The organism is Microbacterium sp. T32 (genome assembly GCF_001619615.1).
Lineage (GTDB): Bacteria > Actinomycetota > Actinomycetes > Actinomycetales > Microbacteriaceae > Microbacterium.
Window position 1 is genome coordinate 16,838 of the sequence record NZ_LQQP01000067.1, and the last position, 22,632, is coordinate 39,469.

Consider the following 22,632-nt stretch of genomic DNA (forward strand, 5'->3'; position numbering starts at 1 on the left):
CGCAGCGGCGGGAGGCGGATCGGATCCTGCGGGTAGTCTGTTCCGGTGGCCTCTGCTCCCCACGAAAACCCCTATTCCGCTGCCGGCGTCGACACCGCCGCGGGTGACCTCGCCGTCGAGCTGATGAAGACGGCCGTCAAGCGCACCCACGGCCCCGAGGTGCTCGGGGGAGTGGGCGGCTTCGCCGGCCTCTTCGACGCCTCCGCGCTGCGCGACTACGCGCGTCCACTCCTCGCGACCAGCACCGACGGCGTCGGCACGAAGGTCGCGATCGCGCAGGCGATCGACAAGCACGACACGATCGGCGAAGACCTCGTCGGCATGGTCGTCGACGACATCGTGGTGGTCGGCGCGCGCCCGCTCTTCATGACCGACTACATCGCGTGCGGCAAGGTCATCCCCACCCGCATCGCCGACATCGTCGCGGGCATCGCGCGCGGCTGCGAGCTCACGGGCACGGCACTCGTCGGCGGCGAGACGGCGGAGCACCCGGGCCTCCTCGGCATCGACGACTACGACGTCGCGGGCGCCGCGACCGGTGTGGTCGAGGCCGACCGCGTGCTCGGTGCGGAGCGCGTGAAGAGCGGAGACGTGGTCCTGGCCCTCGCCTCCAGCGGTCTGCATTCCAACGGCTACTCGCTCGTGCGCCACATCGTCGCGGGCCGAGGCATCGCGTACGGCGCGGCTTCCGCCGAGCTCGGCGGCACGTGGGGCGAGGCGCTCCTCGAGCCCACTCGGCTGTACACCTCGCCGCTGCTGCGCCTGCTCGGCGATGCGGCGGTCGGCACCGGCATCCATTCGCTCAGCCACGTCACGGGCGGCGGGATCGCCGCGAACCTCGCGCGCGTGCTGCCGCAGAACACCTGGGTCGACGTCGACCGGTCGACGTGGAGCCCGCCGCCGGTGTTCCGGGTGCTCGCCGACCTCGGCGACCTCGAGCTGACGGCCACCGAGGGCACCTGGAACCTCGGCATCGGCTTCCTCGCCGTCGTCGCCCCGGAGGTCGTGGATGCCGCGATCGCAGCGCTGCGGGCCGACGGCATCGACACCTGGCAGGTCGGTGTGGTGCGCGACGATGCGCGTCCCGACGGAGAGTTCGAACAGGGCGCGAAGGGCGTCGACGGGGGCGCGGTGCGTCTGGTCGGCTCGTACGCGGATGCCGGATCTCCGGCGAACGGAGCGAAGTAACACCCCATGTGCGGCATCGTCGGCATGGCCGGGCAGGGCCCGGTCAACCAGGAGATCTACGACGCGCTCCTCCTCCTCCAGCACCGCGGCCAGGACTCCACCGGCATCGCGACGGCGGAGGCGAGCGGCGTCTTCCACATCCACAAGGCCCGCGGCCAGGTCCGCGAGGCGTTCCGCACCCGCGACATGCGCGCGCTGCTCGGCGACATCGGCCTCGGCCACGTCCGCTACGCGACCAAGGGCACGGCCTCGAGCGAAGAAGAGGCGCAGCCCTTCTACGTCAACGCCCCGTACGGCATCGTCCTGGTGCACAACGGCAACCTCACGAACACCCGCGAGCTCACCAGCGAGCTGTTCCACAAGGATCGCCGGCACCTGAACACCAGCTCCGACACCGAACTGCTGGTGAACATCCTCGGCTCCGAGCTGCAGTCCGAGATCTCCGGCCCCGACCTCGACCCGGCCCAGGTGTTCCGCGCGGTGGCGCGCGTGCACGAGCGCGTCGAGGGCTCGTACGCGTCGATCGCCCTCATCGCGGGGTACGGACTCCTCGCGTTCCGCGACCCGTTCGGCATCCGCCCCCTCATCCTCGGCAAGCGCCCCGCCGGCGGCAGCGACGGCCGTGAGGAGTGGGTCGTGGCATCCGAGTCGCTCGTGCTCGAGAACGCCGGCTTCGAGGTCGTCCGCGACGTCGAGCCCGGCGAGGCGGTGTTCATCACCCTCGACGGCACGCTCCACGCGCAGCAGTGCGCGACGAACCCGACGCTCGCACCGTGCTCGTTCGAGTACGTGTACCTCGCCCGCCCCGACTCGGTGATGAACGGCATCTCGGTGTACGAGGCGCGGCTGCGCATGGGCGAGCGCCTCGCCGACACGATCGCGAAGTACACCCCGCACGGCTCGATCGACGTCGTCATGCCGATCCCGGACTCCTCGCGCCCCGCCGCGATGCAGGTCGCGCGCAAGCTCGGCATCGAGTACCGCGAGGGCTTCTACAAGAACCGCTACGTCGGCCGGACGTTCATCATGCCCGGGCAGGCGGTCCGCAAGAAGAGCGTGCGTCAGAAGCTCAACGCGATGTCGACCGAGTTCCAGGGCAAGAACGTCCTGCTCATCGACGATTCGATCGTCCGCGGTACCACCAGCCGCGAGATCATCCAGATGGCTCGGGATGCCGGGGCGAAGAGCGTCACGTTCGCGTCGGCCGCTCCGCCGGTCCGGTTCCCCCACGTGTACGGCATCAACATGCCGTCGCGCCACGAGCTCGTCGCCCACGGCCGCACGATCCCGCAGATCGCCGAGGAGCTCGGCTGCGACTACCTCGTGTACCAGGAGGTCGAAGACCTCAAGGCCGCGATCATGGAGGGCAGCGACCTCGTCGACCTCGACATGAGCTGCTTCGACGGGCGCTACGTCACGGGCACCGTGTCGGAGGAGTATCTGGCCTGGGTCGAGGGCAGCCAGGAGTCTTGACCTCCCGCCGCGCGGGAACGGTCGTGTGGGCGGCGGCGGCCATCGTGCTGCTCGCCCTCACGCTCCGCATCGCCGTGGCGTCGCTGTCGCCGCTGCTCAGCGCGATCTCGCGCGACTTCCCGCTGCCGGCGCCGGTGGTGGGGCTCATCGGGATGGCGCCGCCCGTGGCGTTCGCGCTGTCCGCGGTGGTGACCCCGGCCATCGAGCGCCGGGTCGGTCTGGAGCGCCTCGTCCTCATCGCCGCGGCGACCGCGGCGGCGATGCTCGGCCTGCGGGCCGTGGCGGTGGATGCCGGGACGCTCCTCGCCGCGACCGCGGGGGTGTTCGCGGCGGTCGGGGTGGCGAACGTGCTGCTCCCCGCCGTCGTGAAGAAGTACTTCCCCGACCGCGTCGGCCTGATGACCACCGTCTACTCGACGACGATGGCGGTCGCGACGTTCACGCCGCCGCTCGTGGCGGTGCCGCTGTCGGAGGCGATCGGCTGGCGCGGCTCGTTCGCGGTGTGGGCGTTCGTCGGGGTCGCGGCCGTGGTGCCCTGGGTGGTGACGGCCGCGCGGGCTCGGGCGGGTCGCGACGACATCGTCGAGGAACCACGCGCGTCGGTGCTGTCGCGTGTCGTGCGGGTCCCGCAGACCTGGGCGCTCGTGATCACGTTCGCCGTGAACTCGTCCGTCGCGTACGGCATGTTCGCGTGGATGCCGGCGATCCTCATCGACACGGCGGGTGTCGACGCCGCGACCGCGGGTGGGCTGCTCGCGCTGTTCTCGTTCATGGGGCTGCCGGTCGCGCTCGTGGTCCCGGTGCTCGTGGCGCGTTTGCGCCGGACCGCGCCGTTCTACGCCGTGGCGGTGGTGGGCGGCCTCGCCGGTGTCGCGGGGCTGCTGTTCGCGCCGGCGGCGGCGCCGGTGCTGTGGGTGGTGCTGATCGGGCTGCCGCCGCTGATGTTCCCGATGGTGCTGGTGCTGTTCGGGCTGCGCACGCGGTCGCACGAGACCGCCGTGGCGCTGAGCGGATTCGTCCAGGCGGCCGGATACGGGCTCGCCGCGCTTATGCCCCTTGCGCTCGGCGTGACGCACGAGTTCAGCGGGGGCTGGACCGCCGGGATGACCGTGCTGGGTGCCGTCATCGCGATCGTGATCCCCGCGGCCATCGTGATGGCGCGGTCGGAAACGATCGAAGCGGCGTGGGAACGCCGCCACGGTCGAGCGTGGTGAGAAGGGTTACGCCTTCTCGTCCTCGTACTCGTCTTCGTACTGGTCGGCCCACTTGTCGACGTACGCGTCTTCACCCGAAGCGGGTGCGCCGAGTTCGCGCTCGAGAGCGGAGTAGTTCACCGAGTAGGTGTCGTACTTCAGCTCACGGGCGATCTTGGTGTTCTTCGCCTTCTGACGGCCACGCCCCATGCGAGACCCCCTCACGATCGACGTCGAGGGCCGTGCTGCGGGCCCTGCGTATTGCGGTTCCGGACCGAGCCGGTAAGAGTAACAGCCAGGATATCACGGTGCTTTCTGACCCCGCCTGCCGACGGTCGAGCGGGGTCGGGCCGCGCGAGCAGTGGAGCCCCCCATGGCAGACAACACCCCCGCCCCGAAGCGCGCCGGAGCCGTGATCGCGGGCGTCGTCCCCGGGCAGTCGCCCCGCGTCCTGCGCGCCGCCGCTCGTCAAGCCGCCCTGGCGGGAACGGACCTCGTGATCGCGCACGTCGACACGACGCGCTTCGTCGCTTTCGAAGACCCGGACGGCTACGTGAACCCGTCCACCATCGACGTCGCCGGGGCGGCGGCGCGCGCCGCCCTCGCCGAGGTACAGGCGGCCGCGGACGCGGCGCTCGCGGGCGAGACCGTGTCGTGGAGCGTGCGGCAGGTGATCGGCGACCCGGCGCTCGCGCTCATCCACCTCGCGGACGAGCTGGACGCGTCGCTGCTGGTCGTGGGCACGCGCAAGCGCGGGCTGGGGGAGTCGCTGCGCGAGTTCCTCACCGGTTCCGTCGCGGCGCGGCTCACCCACCGGCAGCACCGTCCCGTGCTGGTGGTCCCGCTGGGTGAGCCGCTCGCGCCCGAGGAAGAGCTCGTCTGGGAATGACGCTCAGCCGTGCAGGGCGCGGGAGACCGCGTCCGACGCCTGGCGCAGCGCCGACTCGATGGCATCCACACCGGATGCCGTGAGCTCGCCGCCACGAGCCACGTGGGAGCGCAACTCCGCACGGGCGCGTCCGCGGAACTCCGTGATCGCGGCATCGGCGCGGTGCAGCTGCTCGCGGCTGCGTGTGCGTGCGTCGTCCGCGGGCTCTTTCTGCGCCTGCTCGCGTTCGTCGCGCGAGGCGGCGGCGAGGTCGGCGCGGAGGCTGCGCATGGCATCCCGGACGCTCCCGCGGACCTCGTCGGCGATGAGTCGGACGCTGTCGGCGAGACCGGCCTGGATGCCTGCGAGGTCGCCCTCGCGCGCGGTGACCTCGGCGCGCCCGGCATCCGTGATCTCGTAGACGGTCTTGCGGCCGTCGACGGTCTTGGTGACGAGCCCCTCCTCCTCGAGCTTCGCGAGACGGGGGTAGATCGTGCCGGCGGACGGCGAGTAGGTGCCGCCCGTGCGCTCGGTGAGCGCCTGCATGAGGTCGTACCCGTGGCGGGGTCCCTCGGCCAGCAGGCTCAGGATGTAGAGGCGCAGGTCGCCGTGCGAGAAGACCGGGGCCATCACCACTCCTCCTCTCCGGCGAGTTCGTCGGGGCGCAGGCCCGAGACGCCGCGCCGGAGGACCGTGATCTCGCCCGAGACCGTGTTGGCCCGCACGTCGACGAACGATCCCGCGAGGGCGCCCGTCGAGCCGGTGAAGTTCGTGGGGCCGTTGCCGGAACGCACCTGTCCGTCGATCTGCACGCGTCCGCTCACCGAACGCGCGACGTAGTTCGCGGGCAGCCCGCGGTCGAGCCGGATGGTTGCCGAGCCGCTCACGGAGTTCAGGCTGATCGACTGCACCGTGCCGGTGGAGTCGACGAGCAGCGCGCCCGCGACGGTGTCGACCGAAGCCTTCGTGACGGCGCCGGTCGCGGCGATGTCGCCCGAGACGCTGTTGGCCGTCAGGGCGCCCTGGAGCTCGCGCACCTGCACGTCGCCGGACACGGCGTTGAGGCTCACGTCGCCGACGAGCCCGTCGACCATGATGTCGCCCGAGACGGTGTTGAGCTTGGCATCCGTCCGGAGCCCCGACACCAGGGCGCTCGCGCTCACGACGCCGAGCGTCAGGGCGACGTTCCGCGGAACGGCCACGCTCACCTCGGCCTTGGGGCCGCCGGCGCCGAAGTTGCGGAACACCTCGAGGAAGTTGTCCCACCGCAGCTGCGGGTGGTCGATCTCGAGGCGGCCGTCGTTCATCTCGATGCGCAGGTCTTTGACCGTGACGCCGTGCACCTCGATGCGGGCGCCGGGGTCGTCGTGCGCGATGACGTCGACCTGGCCTCCGACCAGGCCGATCTTCAGTTCGCGCAGCCCGTCGACGTCGATGACCCGCGTTTCGCCCGGGTGGACGATCCATTTCTCCATGGCGATCTCTCCTCACTCACGATATATCGCGTTGTGTCGAGTATCGCGATATATCGTGAGTTCGTCAAGGGGTCGTGGTCCGGTCTTTCGTGCGGGCCCGGGGGTCGCGGCATCCGTTCGCCCTGGGCGGTCCCTTCGGCCCCGCCGCCGGTCCAGCGCCCACGATCCGGCCCAGCGCTCACGATCCGGTCGACCGCAGCGTGAGCGCTCGACCCGATCGTGAGCGCTGGGCGGCGCCCTCCGCCCCCGGAAACGCCGGATGCCACGCCCTGGGGGAGGGACGTGGCATCCGGGGCGGGCGTACCCGCGGGGGGATGAGGGGAGTCGCGCACCCGAAACGCGACGCCCCTCTTCGGGGGTTAAACCGGCTTGCGACCGCTGATCAAGCGGAACAGCAGCACGATGAGCGCGATGAGGCCGACGATGATCGCGATCCAGAGGAGGAAGCTCGCGGCCTGGCTCAGTCCGCTGACGATGGCGATGACGATCGCCGCGACGATGATGATGATCAGGAAGATGTTCATGGGGGGCTCCTTGCTGTTTCCGCTGACGCGGCAACCGGCGAGTGGTTGACCTCCACGTTCGCATTCGGGCGCGCGGGCGGCCGGGGGGTTGACGTTTCTGGAAATTCGCTGTTAGTCCGTGGGACCGCTCGATCGGAGGAGCCCGGATGCCGCCTGTCAACCCTGCGGGTGAGCCGCCCGGGCGCGTCGTAACGTCGGGGCCGACGGAAGGAGACGGCCATGCCCCAGGGGCGAGGATCGAACAGCCTGAAGGACCCCGGCCTGTACGAGGAGCTGCGGAAACAGGGTGACTCTAAGGAGAAGGCCGCGCGCATCTCGAACGCGGCCGCCGCGCAGGGGCGCGGCAAGGTCGGCGCGCGCGGCGGCCACGCGGAGGACTACGAGGACCGCACCGTCGACGAGCTGAAGAAGCGCGCCAAGGAACTCGGGATCACCGGGTACTCCGGCAAGAAGAAGGCGGAGCTGATCGACCTGCTCCGCAACCACTGACGGTGGCGCGTCTCATCCGGGTCCGTCCCTACGAGGACCCCGGGTTCCGCCGCGTCCGCTCCGGGGCCGGCTTCCGGTTCGTGGACCACACCGGTGCCGCGGTACCGGAGCGCGAGGCGGAACGGGCGCGGAGCCTCGTCATCCCGCCCGCGTGGCGCGAAGTGTGGATCGCGAAACAGCCCAACGCGCACATCCAGGCGGTCGGGACCGACGAGGCCGGGCGGCGGCAGTACACGTATCACGCGGACTGGTCGAAGGATCGCGACAAGGGCAAGTTCTCGCGTGCCCTGCAGCTGGCCGAGGCGCTGCCGCGGGCCCGCGCCCGCGTCACGCAGTCGCTGCGCCGCTCCGAGGCCGACCGCGAGCGCGTGCTGGCCGTGTCGTTCCGGCTGCTCGATCAGGTGGCCCCGCGCGTCGGGAACGCCCGTTACTTCGTGACGAACGGGAGCCGTGGGCTCACGACCCTGCAGCGGAGGGATGCCACGGTCGAGGGCGACCTCATCCGGTTGTCGTTCCCCGCGAAGAGCGGGAAGCGCGCCGAGCTGTCGCTGCAGGACGCCGAGGTTGCGGCGCTGATGTCGGAGCTCGCGACGGGACGTTCGCGCGCGGCCCTGCTCAGCTATCGTCGCGGACGCCGTCGCGTACCTCTCACGCCGGGCGACGTGAACGCGTACGTGCGCGCGCTCACCGGCGGACCGTTCAGCGCCAAGGACTTCCGGACCCTGCGCGGGACGATCCTCGCGGCCGAGGCGCTCGCGAAGGCCGGCGTCGCCCCGACCAAGAACGAGCGCAAGAAGGGGGAGCTCGCCGCGGTCCGGGCCGCGGCGGAGGCGCTCGGGAACACCCCGGCTGTCGCGCGCTCGAGCTACATCGATCCGCGCGTGTTCTCGCTCTACCGGCGCGGGCGCACGATGGAGCTGGGCGGGTCGAAGGATGCCGCGATCCGGCGTCTGATCCTGGGGGAGTGACGGCGCGCAGGGCGCGGTGGCGCCGCGAGACGGCGCCTGATCCTGGGCGAGTGACCGGGCCCGGGCGCGTAGGGTGTCGAGCGTGGTGTCCTGGCGCGATCTCGTCTCGGTGGCTGTCGGCGGTGCCATCGGGACGGCGGTGCGTGCGGGTCTGACTCTCGCTCTCGCGGACGGTCTCGGCCCCGCCCTCGTGCCGATCATCAACGTCGTGGGTGCGTTCGCGATCGGCATCCTGTTCGGGATCCGGGCCCGGATGCCGATGTCGACCCGTGCCCAGCGGGCGCAGCTGTTCTTCGGCACCGGCGTACTCGGCGGCTTCACGACGTACAGCTCGCTCGCGGTGGAGTCGGCCGATCTGACGCTGCTGTGGTGGGGCGCGGTCACCGTGGTCGTCGGGACGTTCGCGGCGTGGCTCGGCGTGCTCCTCGGGCGGGGGCATCGCGTGCGGTGACCTCCCGCGTGCGCTGAGCGCCCCGGCCCTTGCCGCACCCGCGCGCGAGATGGTACAAATGTGCCACTTGCCGACGTGGGCCCGCTGCGCCGGTGCCGACCCGGAGGCTCAACGATGACCGCCGTCCCCCGCATCGTCACGCTCGGAGCCCACGTGCTCGACACGATCGTCCAGCCCGTCGACGAGATCCCGCCGGGGCAGGGTTCCCTGCTCGTGGACGAGATCGTGATGTCGGCCGCCGGTCCCGCCGGAGGAACGGCGCTCGTGCTGAACAAGCTCGGCGCGCGCGTGATCACGAGCGGCGCCGTCGGGGACGATGTCGCGGGACGTGTGCTCCGCGGGCTGCTGGCCGACGCCGGAATCGACGTGGAACACCTGCGCACGGGGGACCTGCCGACCTCGGCATCCGTCCTCCCCATCCGCTCCGACGGCTCGCGCCCCGCGCTCCACGTCGTCGGGGCCAACGCGCTCGCCGCGGACGTCGTGCCCTGGGACGCGCTCGCCGCCGCCGACCACGTCCACGTCGGGGCGCCCGAGCTCCTCGGGCCCGAGAACGTCATCGAGATCCTCGATCACGCGCGCGCCAACGGGGCGACGACGTCGCTCGACTTCCTCATCGGCGGCGAGCAGGCGTTCTACGCCCTCATCGAGCCGCTGCTGCCCTACACCGACTACATGCTTCCCAACGCGGAGCAGGCCCTGGGCTGGACGGGGGCGCCCGACCTGCACGCGGCCGCGCACGTCCTCGCCGAGGCCGGGGCGCGCGTCGTCGCGATCACGAACGGGGGTGATGACATCGTCCTCGTCGAGGGTGACGACCTCGTCGACATCCCGATCGTCCCGGCCGTCCCGGTGGACACCAGCGGCGGCGGCGACGCGTTCTCCGCCGGATTCGTCTTCGCGAAGCTCCGCGGACAGACCTCGGTCGAGGCGGCGCGCTTCGGATCGGCCGTGGCGGCCCAGGTCGTCGCGGGCGTCGGCACCGATCACGGCACCTACGACGCGGCATCCATCGACGCGCTCCTCTCGCAGGCCGCGCGGTGACGGCGGACGCCCGCGCCGCGATCGCCGACGCGTGCCGCGCGCTCGCCGCGGACGGGCTGGTGAAGGGGACGGCGGGCAACGTCAGCGTGCGCGTCGACGGGGGGATCGCGATCACGGCGACCGGCGTCGTGTTCGCGCAGGCGACCGTCGACGACGTCTCGGTCGTCGACCACGACGGGCGGGTCGTGGTCGGTTCGCTCGCCCCGAGCTCGGAGCTCGGGCTGCACCTCGCGGCGTACGCCGACGACGCCGTCGGAGCTGTCGTCCACACGCACGCGCCGGCCGCGATCACCCTGTCGCTCGTGAGCGACCGCCTGCCGTGCATCCACTATCAGCAGCTCACCCTCGGCGGCGAGATCGAGGTCGTGCCGTTCGCGGTCTTCGGGTCGCCCGAGCTCGCGGCGAGCACCGGTGCGGCGCTGACGACGGCGAACGCCGCGATCCTCGCGCACCACGGCGCCGTCACGACCGGTCGCGACCTCGCCGACGCCGTCGCGAACACCGCGGTGCTGGAGTGGGCGTGCGACATCTATCTGCGGGCGCGGGCCGTGGCCGAGCCCGCGGAACTCAGCCCCGAGCAGCAGGCCGCCGTCGTGGCCGCCGCCGTCGCGACCGACTACGGCCAGAAGCGGACCGTGTGAAATGGATGCCATGACCGCCCCCACGTTCGACTCGCTCAGCCCTCTGGACGGCCGCGTCGTCGGCACGTTCCCCGCGCAGGGCGCCGAAGAGGTCGCCGCCACCGTCGACCGGGCCCGCCGCGCCGCGGAGGGGTGGCGCGCCCTCGGGTTCGCGGGGCGCCGTCGGGCGCTCGACGCGTGGCGCCGCGACATCGTCGCGCACCTCGACGAACTCATCGCCCTCGTGCGCGCCGAGACCGGCAAGCCCGCGGGCGACGCGCGCCTGGAGATCATGCTCGCGCTCGACCACCTCGCGTGGGCCGCGTCCCACGCTCGGCGGGTCCTGCGCCGCCGTTCGGTCTTCCCCGGGCTGCTCATGCTCAACCAGTCCGCGACCCTCGGGTACCTGCCGTACGGCGTGGTCGGTGTGATCGGTCCGTGGAACTACCCCGTCTTCACGCCGATGGGCTCGCTCGCATACGCGCTCGCGGCGGGGAACGCCGTGGTCTTCAAGCCCAGCGAGTACACCCCGGCGGTGGGGGTGTGGCTGCGTGAGGCGTTCGTGCGGGCCGGCGGCCCGGCGGACGCCTTCGCTGTCGTCACCGGCCTCGGACCCACGGGGGCGGCGCTGTGCCGTGCGGGCGTCGACAAGGTCGCGTTCACCGGATCCACGGCGACGGGCAAGGCCGTCATGGCCGCGTGCGCCGAATCCCTCACGCCCGTCGTGATCGAGGCCGGGGGCAAGGACGCGCTCCTCGTGGACGAGGATGCCGACCTGGATGCCGCGGCCGAAGCGGCCGTGTGGGGCGCGTACTCGAACGCGGGTCAGACGTGCATCGGCATCGAGCGCGTCTACGTCCACACCGCCGTCGCGGATCGGTTCGTCGACCGGGTCGCCGAGCTGACGGCGGACCTGCGCGCGGGCGTGGACGAGGCCGCCCGCCTCGGCCCGCTCACGATGGCGCGGCAGGCCGATGTCGTGCGCGCGCACGTCGCCGACGCGCTCGCCGCCGGCGGACACCTGCGCTCGGGCGGCCCGCCGCCGGAGGGGGCGGTGATCCCCCCGATCCTCCTCACCGACGTCGACGAGCGATCGGCGGCCGTCCGCGAAGAGACGTTCGGGCCGACGCTGGTCGTGAACCGGGTGGCATCCATGGAAGAGGCCATCCGGCGCGCGAACGCCGTCCGTTACGGCCTCTCCGGCTCCGTGTTCTCGCGCCGACGCGGGAAGGAACTCGCGACGCGCCTGCGCGGCGGCATGGTCGCGATCAACGCCGTGATCGCGTTCGCCGCCGTCCCGGCGCTGCCGTTCGGCGGCGTGGGCGACTCGGGTTTCGGCCGTATCCACGGCGCGGACGGCCTGCGCGAGTTCGCCACGGTGAAGGCGATCACGCGGCAGCGGTTCCGGCTGCTCACCCTGACGACGATGCGGCGCACGGCCGGCGTCGACCGGATCGTGGACCGCATCATCCGCGCGCTGTACGGCTGAGGGCGCTCAGCGCACCGAGCGCACCTTCAGGATCATCACGGAGCCCACGATCCCGGCGATGCCGCTCGCGATGAACAGGCCCGTGAAGCCGCCGAACAGAACGACGGCCCCGGCGCCCAGGAGCGGTCCGAACGCCTGCGGCCCGGCCTGCGCGATGTTCATCAGGCCGACGTCCTTGCCGCGGCTCTCGGCGGACGGCAGCACCTGCGTGGCGAGCGCCTGGTCGACCGCGAAGAAGCAGCCCTGGCCGAGCCCGAGGAGCACCGCGCCGACGATCGCGGTCGCCTCCGCGGGGGCGACCGCGAGCAGCAGCGCCGCGAGCGACTGAGCGATGCCGGAAGCGAGCACGAACACCCGTCGCCGGCCGAGCACGTCGCTGAGCTTGCCGAAGCCCAGCGACGCGACGATCGTCACCACCATGTAGATGACCGTCGTGAAGACGAGGAACCCCGTGGGGTCGTCCATTCGCAGCGCGAAGGTGAAGAAGTACAGCAGCATCGTGGTCGCGATCGCGTTGCTCAGGTTGATCAGGACGCGGCTGACGACGGTCCACACGAAGTCGGGGTGCCGGCGCGGATCCACCCAGATCGACGACAGCACCGCGCCGAGCGTGAGCGGGCCGAGCATCGCCGCTTCGTCGGGCGTCAACGGCACGTCGTGCAGGCGCAGCAGGAACGGGATCGCGAGCACCACCGCGCTCACCGCGAGCGCGAGGTACCCCGACGCCGTGGTCGTGAACACCGCTGTCACCAGCACGATCCCCAACAGGATGCCGAAGGCGTTCGGGGCCGAGATCCAGCCCGACACCAGTCCGCGCTGGTTCTCCGGAACCCGGTCGGCCATGACCGCGGTGAGGGCGGCGGATGCCATGCAGAACCCGAGCATCGTCACGGTCCACCAGATCACGGTGCCGACCGTTTCGGTCTGGATGCCGAGGAGAGCGAGGCCCGCCCCGACCAGCAGCACGCCGGCGAAGATCCACGGCCGGCGGCGTCCGAACCGCGAACGGGTGCGGTCGCTCAGTGCCCCCATGATCGGATACGCCACGACGACGAAGGCGCCGGCGATGGCGCTGACGATGCCGTAGGCGACGAGCGAGGCCAGCCAGTCCTCGGACGTGTGCTGCGCCTCGATCTGCAGCGGCAGCAGCACCTGGACGGGCACGAGCTGCGCCATCCACAGCCCCAGCCACACGCCCGCGAAGGCGGCGATCCAGCCCGCACGGACCGGGCGCGTCGGTTCGGCGTAGGCCCCGAGCGTCGCGTGGTGCTCGGCGGCGGTCATGACAGGCCGAACCGTCGCGCGCACCGTGGCGGGCGGCGGGAGGGGTGGGAGCGGATCACGGGCGGCCCTTCTGTCGATCACGGCATCGGGATCAACTATCGGGTCACTTTATTGCACAAACGTGCGGTGTTTTGTATCGGAAGTGTGAATTCGGTTCCCGGTCTCGAAATCCGAACCGAGAAACCTGTACATTTGCGCCAACTACTCGGTGATCGGTGCCGCGTCACCCAGGGAAGAGGTGGCGGCCAGGGATACGAAGCCGATGAGGGCCGCGCGCAGGGCGTGCGCGAGCGACTGGTACTGGACGACCTCGGAACGGGCGATGCGATGCAGGGTGTAGCCGTCGATCAGGGCGACCACCGCGGCCGCGGCGTGGGGATCGTTCACGCCGTGCGTGCGCAGGACGGCGCCCGCGATCTGACGGGTCTCGTCGAGGATGCGCTCGACGTGGACTCGCAGCGCCGGATGCCGCGACGCGAAGAGGTAGATCTCGAACTGCGCGACGGCGTTCTCGTCGGACTGCTGCCGAACGATCTCCACGAACTCGTCGATCGCCGCGCCCGTGCCGCCGGCGGTCGTCTCGAGCAGGGTCCGGAACTCCTGGAGGCGCTCGAACTCGGCGGCCATGGCGTGCGCGACCGCTTCGCCGATCATGTCGTCGAGGGAGTCGAAGAAGTACGTCGTCGACGAGTGCGGCACTCCGGCGGCCGCGGCCACCGACCGGTGCGTAACGGCCGAGATGCCCTTCTCCGCGATGATCTCGAGCGTCGCGTTCAGCAACAGCTCACGGCGTGCGCGCCCCCGCGCGCGCATCGATCGCGTCGTCGTCTCGCTCACCGCGTCCTCCTCGTCGACCTCCCCGGTCGACCTCGCACCCGAACTGGAGCAAGCCTATGACCGCAGCCGTGACTCGCCCCGGATCCGAGGTCGACGTCGTCATCGTCGGCGCCGGCCTGTCCGGCTTGACGGCCGCCCATCGTCTTCGGCAGTTCGGCCTGTCGGTGCGCGTGTTCGAGGCCTCCTCCCGTGTCGGCGGGCGCGTGGCATCCGCCGCTGTCGACGGGGTGCACGTGGATCTCGGCGGCACGTTCGTCGGCCCCACGCAGGATCGCATCCTCGCCCTCGCCGACGAGATGGGGGTCGCGCGCTACCGGACCTACGCCGCGGGCGAGAACGTCATCCGCTGGCGCGGGCGCCACCGTCGCTACCGGGGCACCGTTCCGCCGGTGGGGGCCGGGCTGCTCGATGTCGGCCGCATCCAGCTGTCGCTGGACCGGCTGGCCCGGACGGTTCCGCTCGGTGACCCGGCCGCCGCTCCCCACGCGGCCGGCCTGGATGCCGAGAGCCTCGGGTCGTGGCTGACGCGCTCGCGCGCGTCGGCCGCCGCGCGCGACCTCATCGCGATCGCGGGCCGCACGACGTGGGGGTGCGAGCCCGAGGAGATCTCGCTCCTGCACGTCCTGCACTACATCCACCAGGCCGGGGGGCTGTCGTCGATGCTCGACACCGAGGGCGGTGCGCAGGAGGAGCACTTCGTCGAGGGGTCGCACGAGATCGCCGCCCGTATCGCGCGCGGGCTCGGGTCGGCGCTCCGCCCCGACGCGCCGGTCCAGCGGATCGAGACGTCCGCGGCGGGTGTCGTGGTCGCGACCGCCGATGAGAGCGTCGCGGCGCGCACCGTCATCGTGGCCGTGCCGCCGGCGCTCCGCGAGCGCATCCGGTTCGCGCCGGCCCTGCCCCCGAAGTACGCGCAGCTGTCGCAGCGCTGGCCCGCCGGCGTGCTGTCGAAGGCCTACGCGATCTACGACGAGCCGTTCTGGCGGCGGCGCGATCTCTCCGGCCAGGGGCTCTCCGACACGGGACCGGTGTTCATCACGTTCGACGCGAGCCCGCCCGGCGACGACGTCCCCGGCGTGCTCCTCGGCTTCATCGGCGCCCGCTACGCGCGCGAGTGGGACGACCTGCCCCCGGCCGAGCGTCGCGCCCGCGCCCTGTCCTCGTTCGCGGACCTCTTCGGCCCTCGGGCCCTGGATGCCACGGGCTACATCGACCAGCGCTGGGGTGCCGAGCCGTGGGTCGGGGGAGGCCCGACCGCGGCGCCCGGGCCGGGCGTGGTCGTCCCGTACGCGTCCGCGCTGGCGGAGCCGGTGGGACGCATCCTCTGGGCCGGCACCGAGACGGCGTCCCGGTGGACCGGCTTCCTGGACGGGGCGGTGCGCGCGGGGGAGCGCGCCGCCCTCGAGGCACGGCGACTCGTCGACGCCTCCGCGAGTGACACCGACACGACGGGAGACGCCGCATGATCTGGCGCCGCGAGTACACGCACCTGACCACCGCGACCGCCGAGGCGGTCTGGAAGCGGTGGACCACGCCCGAGGACTGGGCGACCGACGACCCCGACCTCCGCGAGGCGACGTTCCCGGTTCCGGTCCGCGTCGGGGCTGTGGGTCGCGTCGTGAACCACGGCACTCCTCCGCAGAAGATCGTGTTCACCGAGCTGCAGCCCGGCTACGCGATGAACTTCCGCATCGGTCTGCCGGGGGCCTCGCTGTCGTTCCCGCACCGGATGCAGGCGACCCCGAACGGTCTGTCCGTGACGCACGCCGTCGAGATCTCGGGCCCCCTCGCGCCGGTGTTCGGGCTCCTGGTCGGCCGCTCGATCGCGGCGGGGCTGCCCGCGGTGGTGCGGCTCGTCACCACGAACGCCCTGGCGGATTCGGGCGAGATCACCGTCGAATGACGGCACATTTGTGCAACAATGGCCGCGAGTGACGACGCCGTCACCGGAGCAGGAGATGAAATGGCCGCGCGATACGACCTGGCGAAGGTCAAGCTGGGCGCCCTGATAACCGACCCGGATGCCGAGGCCATCATCCTCGACGTCATCCCGGACCTGAAGAAGAGCCCGACCTACCTCGTGGCGCGTACGCTCACCGCGAGTGCGGCGCTCCAGCTCGCCGCTGCGCAGCTGGGGGCGGAGAAGGCGGCGGAACTCCGCCGCCGCGTCGAGGCGCTCGAAGCCTGAGGTCGTGCCGTCGCCGTCGCCGCGCGGCGTTCGCGTAGATTGACGGCGTGACGCCCCTCGTCTTCCTCGCGGTCGTCGTGGCCGGCGGACTCGGCGCGGCCACGCGCTTCGTCCTGGACGTCGTCGTGCGACGTCGGACCGGCGACCGGTTCCCGTGGGGGATCCTGGTGGTGAACCTCACCGGCGCCTTCGCGCTCGGGGTGGCCACGCCGCTCGTCGTGGACGAGGCGTGGCGGTGGATCGTCGGCACCGGGTTCCTCGGCGGCTACACGACGTTCAGCGCGGTGGCCGTGACGACGGCGCTGCTCGCGGAGGAGGGGCGCACGCGCGCCGCGACCTCGTACGCGATCGCCTCCTTCGCGGGGTCCGTCGTGGCGGCCGCGCTCGGCCTCGCCCTGGGTCACGTTCTGTAACGGGTCGCTGGGAGCGGTCTCGCGGCCGTCGGTGCGCCCCGGAGCGCGTGGGATACTGAGGCTCGATACAGTCCTGTATCGGACGGGTACCCGTGGCATCCGTCGTCGGCCGATCGAAAGGCCCCCGCGTGTCGTACCTGGCCGTGCTCAGTCTGCGCAACCGCGCGCTCATCGCCCTCGTCACGATCGTCGCCGCCGTGTTCGGCGGACTGGCGCTGACGAACCTCAAGCAGGAGCTCATCCCCTCGATCGAGTTCCCGCAGCTCGCGGTCGTCACGACCTACCCGGGCGCCTCCCCGGAGGTCGTCGAAGCCGACGTGTCCACCCCGATCGAGGGCGCCATCCGCGGCGTCGAGGGACTCGAGTCCACCACCGCGACGAGCACGACGAACTCCTCGATCGTGTCGGCCTCCTTCACGTACGGCACCGATCTGGCCGCCGCGCAGCAGAAGATCCTCGCGGCGATCGCGCGCATCAAGGACCAGCTCCCCGACTCGGCGGATACGACCGTCGCGTCGGCGAGCATCGACGACTTCCCCGTCATCCAGCTCGCGGTCACCGGATACTCGGACGCGCAGAACATCCAGTCGACGCTCGAGACGGTCGTCGTCCCGGCCCTCGAGGACGTGAAGGGGGTCAACGGCGCGCAGGTGGTCGGTGGCACCGGTCAGCGCGTCACGATCACCCCCGACCCCACGCGCCTCGCCGAGAAGGGCTTCAGTCAGCAGGCGATCACCGACGCCCTCGATGCCAACGGCGTGCTGTTTCCGGGCGGCTCGCTCACCGAGAACGACCAGACCCTCACTGTCCAGACGGGTGCCAAGCTCACCAGCGTCGACGAGATCTCCGCGCTTCCGCTCGTCCCGACGGATGCCGCGCAGGCGGCGGCCGGCGCGACGACGATCGCCGACGTCGCCGCCGTGGCCCAGCAGGCCGACCCGGTGACGACTCTCTCGCGGGTGAACGGTCAGCCGGCGCTCACCATCGCCGTGACGAAGCTCCCCGCGGCCAACACCGTGGACGTCTCGAAGGCCGTCCTCGCGGCGATCCCCGATCTCGAGTCCTCGCTGAATGGCGCCACCTTCACGGTCGTCTTCGACCAGGCGCCGTTCGTCGAGCAGTCGATCGAGGCGCTCGCGCAGGAAGGCCTCCTCGGCCTCGCGTTCGCCGTCGTCGTCATCCTGATCTTCTTGATGTCGGTGCGCTCGACGCTCGTCACCGCCATCTCGATCCCGACCAGCGTCCTGGTGACCTTCGTCGGACTCCAGGCCTTCGGCTACTCGCTGAACGTCCTCACCCTCGGCGCGCTCACGATCGCGATCGGACGCGTCGTCGACGACTCGATCGTCGTCATCGAGAACATCAAGCGGCACTATGTCGGCGACGCCGAGAAGATCCCCACGATCGTGCGCGCCGTGCGCGAGGTGGCGGCTGCGATCACGGCATCCACGATCACCTCTGTGGCGGTCTTCCTGCCGATCGCGTTCGTCGGCGACGTCACCGGCGAGCTGTTCCGCCCGTTCGCCCTCACCGTCACGATCGCGATGACCGCGTCGCTCCTGGTGTCCTTGACGATCGTGCCCGTGCTCGCGTCGTGGTTCCTCAAGCCGGGGAAGGTCATCCGGGATGCCGAGGGCGCCCCCGTCGACCCCGAGTCGCCGACCGCGCCGCCCTCGCGTCTGCAGAAGGCGTACGTCCCGATCCTCCGCTGGACGCTGCGGCACTCGTGGGTGACCCTCGGCCTCGCCGTTCTCGTGCTCGCGGGGACCGTGGCATCCGTTCCGCTGCTCAAGACCGACTTCCTCGGCGACTCGGGCCAGAACACGTTCACCGTGACGCAGAAGATCGGCTCGGCGCCGAGCCTCGATGCCGAGGACGCCGCCGCGCAGCGGGTCGAGGCCGTCCTGAAGGACGTCCCGGGCGTCGAGACCGTGCAGACGTCGATCGGCTCCAGCGGCTCGGCGCTGCGCGACGCCTTCTCCGGCGGCGGTTCGGGCATCACGTACTCCATCACGTCCGAGGCCGGAGTAGACCAGGTCGACCTGCGCGCGCGCGTGCGCGACGCGGTGTCCGGCATCTCCGACGCCGGCGACATCGAGGTCAGTGCCCAGGGCAGCGGCTTCGGTTCGAGCGACATCACCGTCGACGTCACCGCCGCCGATGGCCAGGGGCTGCAGCAGGCGACCGACGCGGTGGTCGCGGGGCTGCAGGGCCGCGACGGCATCGGGCAGGTCACGAGCAGCCTGTCGGCCTCGCTCCCGTTCGTCTCGGTGAAGGTGGACCGGGATGCCGCGGCCGAACGCGGACTGTCCGAGCGCACCGTGGGCGCCCTGGTGTCGGGCGCGATGCAGCCGCGCCAGGCGGGCACCGTCGAGATCGACGGCCGCGGCCTGAGCGTCTACATCGCGTCGCAGGACCCGCCGACCACCGTCGACACGCTCAAGGCGCTGGAGATCCCCACCGCCCGTGGCGCGGTCCGCCTCGACGAGATCGCGACCGTGGAGACGAGCCAGACGCCCCCGAGCATCACGACCTCGCGGGGCCTGCGGACCGCCACGGTGACCGTCACCCCGACGACCGACAACCTCAGCAGCTCCTCCGCGAGCGTGCGCGATGCCCTCGCCGACGTGTCGCTCCCCGACGGCGCGACCGCGAAGCTCGGCGGCGTCGTGACCAACCAGCAGGACGCGTTCGGTCAGCTCGGTCTCGCGCTGCTCGCGGCGATCCTCATCGTCTACGTCGTGATGGTCGCGACGTTCAAGTCGCTGCGTCAGCCGCTCGAGCTGCTGGTGTCGGTGCCGTTCGCCGCGACCGGCGCGATCCTCATGCTGCTGATCACCGGCGTCCCGCTCGGGGTGGCCGGCATGATCGGTGCGCTCATGCTCGTCGGCATCGTCGTCACGAACGCCATCGTCCTGATCGACCTGGTGAATCAGTACCGCGCGCGAGGACTCAGCGTTCTCGAGGCGACGGTCGTGGGCGGCTCACGGCGACTCCGGCCCATTCTCATGACCGCCCTCGCCGCGATCTTCGCGCTCGTGCCGATGGCGCTGGGGATCACCGGGCATGGGGGATTCATCTCGCAGCCGCTGGCCGTCGTGGTGATCGGCGGACTCGTGTCGTCGACGTTCCTGACGCTGCTCGTCCTACCGACGTTGTACAACCTCGTCGAGGGAGCGCGGGAGCGCCGTACCGCTCGGCGCGCGGCGCGGTCGACGCCGGCCGCAGACGAGGTCGAGCCGACGACGGACGAGCACCCGCTGAGCCGGCGAGAGCTGCGCGAGCGCCACTGACGATCGCGGGACGACGTCGCACCGCGCTCACGCGCGCGCGACGGACCGGGCGTGACCCGAGGGCCGTGGGGCTGACCGGCGTGCCCGCGAGGGTCGTGCGGGGGTCGGGCGTGCCGGTGAACCATGCGGCCACCGCCGCGATGCCGGTGGCGGGGATGCCGATGAACGGCGAGGCGGTGGCGAGGGTGGCGACCACCGGCTCGCGACGCGCGGGGGCGGCCGGCGCGCGACGCGCGGTGGTGAGCGCGGGGACGTCGACCGCCGCGACGGGACGCGCGTGGGCCCCGGTCAGGCAGTGCGTGAAGATCCCGGACCACGTGAACATCGCGCTGAAGGCGATGACCTCGAACAGGGCCAGGTTGATCGTCGAGGTCACGAACAGCCACGCGCCGGCGAAGAGGAACACGAACACCAGCGAGGTGGCGAGCGGGAGACGCTTGGGCAGCCGGTGGAGAAGGAAAGGGGAGGTCAGCAGGAGCGCCGCGAAACCGAGGACCATCATTCCGGCGACCTTGTCGTGCAGGTCTTTGTTGGTGTTGAGCGGAATGCACCCGACGAGGGCCAGATTCACGCCGATCACGGTGAGGAAGAATGCGGCGGCGGTGGGGGCGCCGCGGCGTCCTGCGCGCCGCCCGAGACGCCGCAGATCACGCCGCACGCGCACCGCGTAGACCACGACGAGCGACCCGCCGACTTTGAGCGTGGTGTTGAAGAATGCCGCCGAGAGGTCGTGGAAGGTGCCGAGCTGGCTGAAGTGGAGCTGCCACCACGACGGGTCGCTCGTGGTGAGGATCGAGGCGAGGATGCCGCCGACGAGCACGACGAGGACGAGCCCGGCGAGGTGCATGGTGGGGATCGCGTCGACGCGCCGGGCGAGACGCCGCGCGACGGTGGGTAGGACGGCGGAGGGGACGGCGGGACGGACCGCAATGCTCATTTCGGGCACTTTCGTCGTGGACGGGTTGGGTGTCCCCCCACACCGCGAGACCCCCAGCCCCCGTCGGCTCATTCGGGTTTGAGCCGAGGGAACGATGGTCCTCGGTCTCCCCGGCGGCGACGGAATCCGTCAAGGGAATGGTAACTTTCCGCGCGCCCGCATAGGAAAGGTCTTGTCTGCGAATTCCCCAGATCGTATGCGAAATTCATTGTCCCCCATTTGGGGGACAAGGTCCTCATTCGCGGTAGGAAACACCCCATTCGCGACGCAATTCTCCGCCCGGTTCGAGGGCGATGAGATCCTGCCCCGTCGCAAAGGCGTTCGATGGGGCGGTCATCGGTTCGATGGCGACGGCGACGGGATTCCCCGGGTAGCGGTCGGTGGTGAAGACCTGCGCCCACGGGAAGCCGGCATCCTGCCAGAGTTCCACCCGACGGCCATCGGGCGCCGTGAGCGTGTGACGGGTCCGGCCGTCGGCGTCCCGGTCGAATCCCCGGTAGGCGTTGTCGAGCGCGACGTCGCCCAGTCGCCGACCTCCGCGGAGGTCGGTCGCGTCATCGACGGGGACCTCGTCGACGGGCAGCTTCCGCTCGTCCAGCACGAGCGTCGACGTGCCGGAGGAGTGGATGACGAGGTCTTCCGTGGGCACTCCGCCGATCTGCAGATACGGATGGATGCCGAGCGCCACCGGCGCGGTCGCGGCGCCGACGTTCTCGATGACGTGCTCGACGTGCAAGCCGTCGGCGAGCAGGGTGAAGATCACACGGGTGCGCAGGTGAAACGGATAGCCGGTCTGCGGCACGACGTCGGCGGTGAGCACGAGCCGGTCGTCGATCTGCTCGGCGGCCGAGTAGGACCCGAAACGGAGCAGCCCGTGGCTGGCATTGCCGAACGCGGGTTCGCTGATCGCGAGCTGCCGCTCCGTGCCCTCGAAGGTGTACTTCCCGTCGCGGATGCGGTTCGGCCACGGAACCAGGACGACCCCGGATGCCGCCGGCGTCGGCACGTCGTCGGCGTAGCGCGGCACGAGGTCGACGCCGTCGACCGTCAGCGCCCGCAGGGCTGCGCCGACCTGCGCGATCTCCGCCGAGGAGCGGGGGCCCTGGAGGCGGAAGCGGTGGCCGGTGGGATCGGCGGTCATGAGGCGGCCTTTCGAGAGCGGGGCGGGCGTTGCAACCAGGGTCGCAGGAGACGCGTCACCCACGGAAGCACGGCGTACGTCATCACCGGCGTGAGCAGGAGCGTCGTGCCGAGGACGCGCAGCGGCAGCGGCACCTCGGCGAAGCCCGGGAGGAACCCGAGCAGCCAGCTCGCGAGCAGATTCGTGGGGAAGAAGCCGATCCAGATCGTCACGGCCTGCTTCCACCGGGGCGGCGCGACCGGGACCGGTTGCTGGACCGTCTGGGTCGTGGCATCCGTCGGCTCGAGGACCGAACCGAACGGGGCGTCGAACCATCCCTCGATGCCGGTACGCCGCTCGACGCGCTCCTCGCGCGCGAACGGGCGGCCGGAGTCCAGCCACCACCGGCGTTGCGAGGACGTCTCCCACCCCTCCAGTGTCGCGATGTCGCGGAAGCGGTACAGCATGTACCAGAGGTCGCTGTCTTCGCCCGCGCGCACCCAGCCCGAGCCGAGAAAGCCCGGGAAAGCGGTCGCGAGGTCGGTGCCGGCCTGCATCCAGGAGGTCGCTTCGGCGGTGCGCGTCGGGTCGATGCGCCGCTCGATCGCCACCGTGATGGGGTGGGCGTCGGTGTCTGCCATGGTTCCATCTTCGGTCAGCGGCGGGGCGGGCGCTGCGCGCTGGTTCTGTCGGCCTCGTCCCACTTGCGGGGGAGGCGTGTCCCACTTTGTGCGGGAATCGGCGGTCGAATGTGCACGGAGTGGGACATGGATGCCAT

At 71.3% G+C, this 22,632-nt stretch carries 23 protein-coding genes and 1 pseudogene; 15 read left to right on the forward strand and 9 right to left on the reverse strand.

Annotation, left to right across the window (positions count from 1 at the left end; all coding sequences use genetic code 11):
• The first annotated feature begins 45 nt into the window (after nucleotides 1-45).
• From purM to AVW09_RS15465, 3 genes are read left to right on the forward strand one after another with little or no spacing between them, the layout of a single operon-like run.
• Entirely contained in the window at nucleotides 46-1,188 is a 1,143-nt protein-coding gene (gene purM, locus AVW09_RS15455; protein ID WP_063258896.1) for a phosphoribosylformylglycinamidine cyclo-ligase, read from the forward strand.
• A gap of 6 nt (nucleotides 1,189-1,194) precedes the next feature.
• The gene (gene purF, locus AVW09_RS15460) at nucleotides 1,195-2,661 is read left to right on the forward strand and encodes an amidophosphoribosyltransferase (protein ID WP_063258897.1); all 1,467 of its coding nucleotides are present in this window, start codon (nucleotides 1,195-1,197) and stop codon (nucleotides 2,659-2,661) included.
• Nucleotides 2,658-3,875: an MFS transporter gene (locus AVW09_RS15465; protein ID WP_063258898.1), complete on the forward strand. Its 1,218-nt coding sequence runs from the start codon at nucleotides 2,658-2,660 to the stop codon at nucleotides 3,873-3,875. Before purF ends, AVW09_RS15465 begins: the two co-directional genes overlap by 4 nt.
• A 6-nt stretch (nucleotides 3,876-3,881) precedes the next feature.
• Here AVW09_RS15465 and AVW09_RS15470 read toward each other — a convergent pair whose 3' ends face one another.
• Nucleotides 3,882-4,064 carry a DUF3073 domain-containing protein gene (locus tag AVW09_RS15470; RefSeq protein WP_022878118.1) on the reverse strand — a complete coding sequence of 61 codons (183 nt, stop codon included), beginning with the start codon at nucleotides 4,062-4,064 and terminating at the stop codon, nucleotides 3,882-3,884.
• A gap of 163 nt (nucleotides 4,065-4,227) precedes the next feature.
• Between AVW09_RS15470 and AVW09_RS15475 the strand changes: the two genes are divergently transcribed.
• The gene (locus AVW09_RS15475; RefSeq protein ID WP_063258899.1) at nucleotides 4,228-4,743 is read left to right on the forward strand and encodes a universal stress protein; all 516 of its coding nucleotides are present in this window, start codon (nucleotides 4,228-4,230) and stop codon (nucleotides 4,741-4,743) included.
• 3 nt (nucleotides 4,744-4,746) lie between these two features.
• Here the strand turns inward: AVW09_RS15475 and AVW09_RS15480 are convergent, their stop codons facing one another.
• The 3 genes from AVW09_RS15480 to AVW09_RS18110 all read right to left on the reverse strand — a co-directional run bounded on the left by AVW09_RS15480 (nucleotide 4,747) and on the right by AVW09_RS18110 (nucleotide 6,721).
• Nucleotides 4,747-5,352, reverse strand: coding sequence for a PadR family transcriptional regulator (locus tag AVW09_RS15480; RefSeq protein ID WP_063258900.1), 606 nt, complete (start codon nucleotides 5,350-5,352; stop codon nucleotides 4,747-4,749).
• Nucleotides 5,352-6,203, reverse strand: a complete 852-nt coding sequence (locus AVW09_RS15485) for a DUF4097 family beta strand repeat-containing protein (RefSeq protein ID WP_063258901.1) — start codon at nucleotides 6,201-6,203, stop codon at nucleotides 5,352-5,354. Before AVW09_RS15485 ends, AVW09_RS15480 begins: the two co-directional genes overlap by 1 nt.
• 353 nt (nucleotides 6,204-6,556) lie before the next feature.
• Nucleotides 6,557-6,721 carry a hypothetical protein gene (locus tag AVW09_RS18110; RefSeq protein ID WP_022878111.1) on the reverse strand — a complete coding sequence of 55 codons (165 nt, stop codon included), beginning with the start codon at nucleotides 6,719-6,721 and terminating at the stop codon, nucleotides 6,557-6,559.
• Between the two features lie 219 nt (nucleotides 6,722-6,940).
• On the opposite strand from AVW09_RS18110, the gene AVW09_RS15490 reads away from it, so the two are divergent.
• The 6 genes from AVW09_RS15490 to AVW09_RS15515 all read left to right on the forward strand — a co-directional run bounded on the left by AVW09_RS15490 (nucleotide 6,941) and on the right by AVW09_RS15515 (nucleotide 11,782).
• Nucleotides 6,941-7,210, forward strand: a complete 270-nt coding sequence (locus AVW09_RS15490) for a DUF7218 family protein (protein WP_063258902.1) — start codon at nucleotides 6,941-6,943, stop codon at nucleotides 7,208-7,210.
• A gap of 2 nt (nucleotides 7,211-7,212) precedes the next feature.
• Complete coding sequence (locus AVW09_RS15495; RefSeq protein WP_063258903.1) at nucleotides 7,213-8,178, forward strand: DNA topoisomerase IB; 966 nt, start codon at nucleotides 7,213-7,215, stop codon at nucleotides 8,176-8,178.
• Nucleotides 8,179-8,260: 82 nt separating this feature from the next.
• Nucleotides 8,261-8,629: a fluoride efflux transporter FluC gene (locus AVW09_RS15500; protein WP_231901862.1), complete on the forward strand. Its 369-nt coding sequence runs from the start codon at nucleotides 8,261-8,263 to the stop codon at nucleotides 8,627-8,629.
• Between the two features lie 114 nt (nucleotides 8,630-8,743).
• Nucleotides 8,744-9,673 carry a carbohydrate kinase family protein gene (locus AVW09_RS15505; RefSeq protein ID WP_063258905.1) on the forward strand — a complete coding sequence of 310 codons (930 nt, stop codon included), beginning with the start codon at nucleotides 8,744-8,746 and terminating at the stop codon, nucleotides 9,671-9,673.
• Complete coding sequence (locus tag AVW09_RS15510; protein WP_231901863.1) at nucleotides 9,670-10,314, forward strand: class II aldolase/adducin family protein; 645 nt, start codon at nucleotides 9,670-9,672, stop codon at nucleotides 10,312-10,314. The genes AVW09_RS15505 and AVW09_RS15510 overlap by 4 nt, the downstream gene beginning before the upstream one ends.
• Before the next feature lie 10 nt (nucleotides 10,315-10,324).
• Complete coding sequence (locus AVW09_RS15515) at nucleotides 10,325-11,782, forward strand: aldehyde dehydrogenase family protein (protein WP_063258907.1); 1,458 nt, start codon at nucleotides 10,325-10,327, stop codon at nucleotides 11,780-11,782.
• Nucleotides 11,783-11,788: 6 nt separating this feature from the next.
• On the opposite strand, the gene AVW09_RS15520 is transcribed toward AVW09_RS15515, so the two are convergent.
• Both AVW09_RS15520 and AVW09_RS15525 read right to left on the reverse strand, forming a co-directional pair.
• Complete coding sequence (locus AVW09_RS15520; RefSeq protein WP_063258908.1) at nucleotides 11,789-13,066, reverse strand: MFS transporter; 1,278 nt, start codon at nucleotides 13,064-13,066, stop codon at nucleotides 11,789-11,791.
• A 201-nt stretch (nucleotides 13,067-13,267) separates the two neighbouring features.
• Complete coding sequence (locus tag AVW09_RS15525) at nucleotides 13,268-13,903, reverse strand: TetR/AcrR family transcriptional regulator (protein ID WP_063258909.1); 636 nt, start codon at nucleotides 13,901-13,903, stop codon at nucleotides 13,268-13,270.
• A 68-nt stretch (nucleotides 13,904-13,971) separates the two neighbouring features.
• Here AVW09_RS15525 and AVW09_RS15530 point away from each other — a divergent pair, with 68 nt between their 5' ends.
• The 5 genes from AVW09_RS15530 to AVW09_RS15550 all read left to right on the forward strand — a co-directional run bounded on the left by AVW09_RS15530 (nucleotide 13,972) and on the right by AVW09_RS15550 (nucleotide 19,797).
• A complete protein-coding gene (locus tag AVW09_RS15530; RefSeq protein ID WP_063258986.1) occupies nucleotides 13,972-15,369 on the forward strand; it encodes a flavin monoamine oxidase family protein in 1,398 nt (465 codons plus the stop codon).
• On the forward strand, nucleotides 15,366-15,806 hold the full coding sequence (locus AVW09_RS15535) for a hypothetical protein (protein WP_063258910.1): 441 nt from the start codon (nucleotides 15,366-15,368) through the stop codon (nucleotides 15,804-15,806). Before AVW09_RS15530 ends, AVW09_RS15535 begins: the two co-directional genes overlap by 4 nt.
• 60 nt (nucleotides 15,807-15,866) lie before the next feature.
• Nucleotides 15,867-16,091: a hypothetical protein gene (locus tag AVW09_RS15540; protein ID WP_063258911.1), complete on the forward strand. Its 225-nt coding sequence runs from the start codon at nucleotides 15,867-15,869 to the stop codon at nucleotides 16,089-16,091.
• A gap of 47 nt (nucleotides 16,092-16,138) precedes the next feature.
• Entirely contained in the window at nucleotides 16,139-16,504 is a 366-nt protein-coding gene (locus tag AVW09_RS15545; RefSeq protein WP_063258912.1) for a fluoride efflux transporter FluC, read from the forward strand.
• A gap of 128 nt (nucleotides 16,505-16,632) precedes the next feature.
• Entirely contained in the window at nucleotides 16,633-19,797 is a 3,165-nt protein-coding gene (locus AVW09_RS15550; protein ID WP_063258987.1) for an efflux RND transporter permease subunit, read from the forward strand.
• A 361-nt stretch (nucleotides 19,798-20,158) separates the two neighbouring features.
• Here AVW09_RS15550 and AVW09_RS18290 read toward each other — a convergent pair.
• The 3 genes and pseudogenes from AVW09_RS18290 to AVW09_RS15570 all read right to left on the reverse strand — a co-directional run.
• A pseudogene (locus AVW09_RS18290) lies at nucleotides 20,159-20,806 on the reverse strand (DUF998 domain-containing protein); the annotation flags it as partial.
• A gap of 163 nt (nucleotides 20,807-20,969) precedes the next feature.
• Nucleotides 20,970-21,875, reverse strand: coding sequence for an aldose 1-epimerase family protein (locus AVW09_RS15565; RefSeq protein ID WP_063258915.1), 906 nt, complete (start codon nucleotides 21,873-21,875; stop codon nucleotides 20,970-20,972).
• Nucleotides 21,872-22,495 carry an antibiotic biosynthesis monooxygenase gene (locus AVW09_RS15570; protein ID WP_063258916.1) on the reverse strand — a complete coding sequence of 208 codons (624 nt, stop codon included), beginning with the start codon at nucleotides 22,493-22,495 and terminating at the stop codon, nucleotides 21,872-21,874. Before AVW09_RS15570 ends, AVW09_RS15565 begins: the two co-directional genes overlap by 4 nt.
• Between the last annotated feature and the right edge of the window lie 137 nt (nucleotides 22,496-22,632).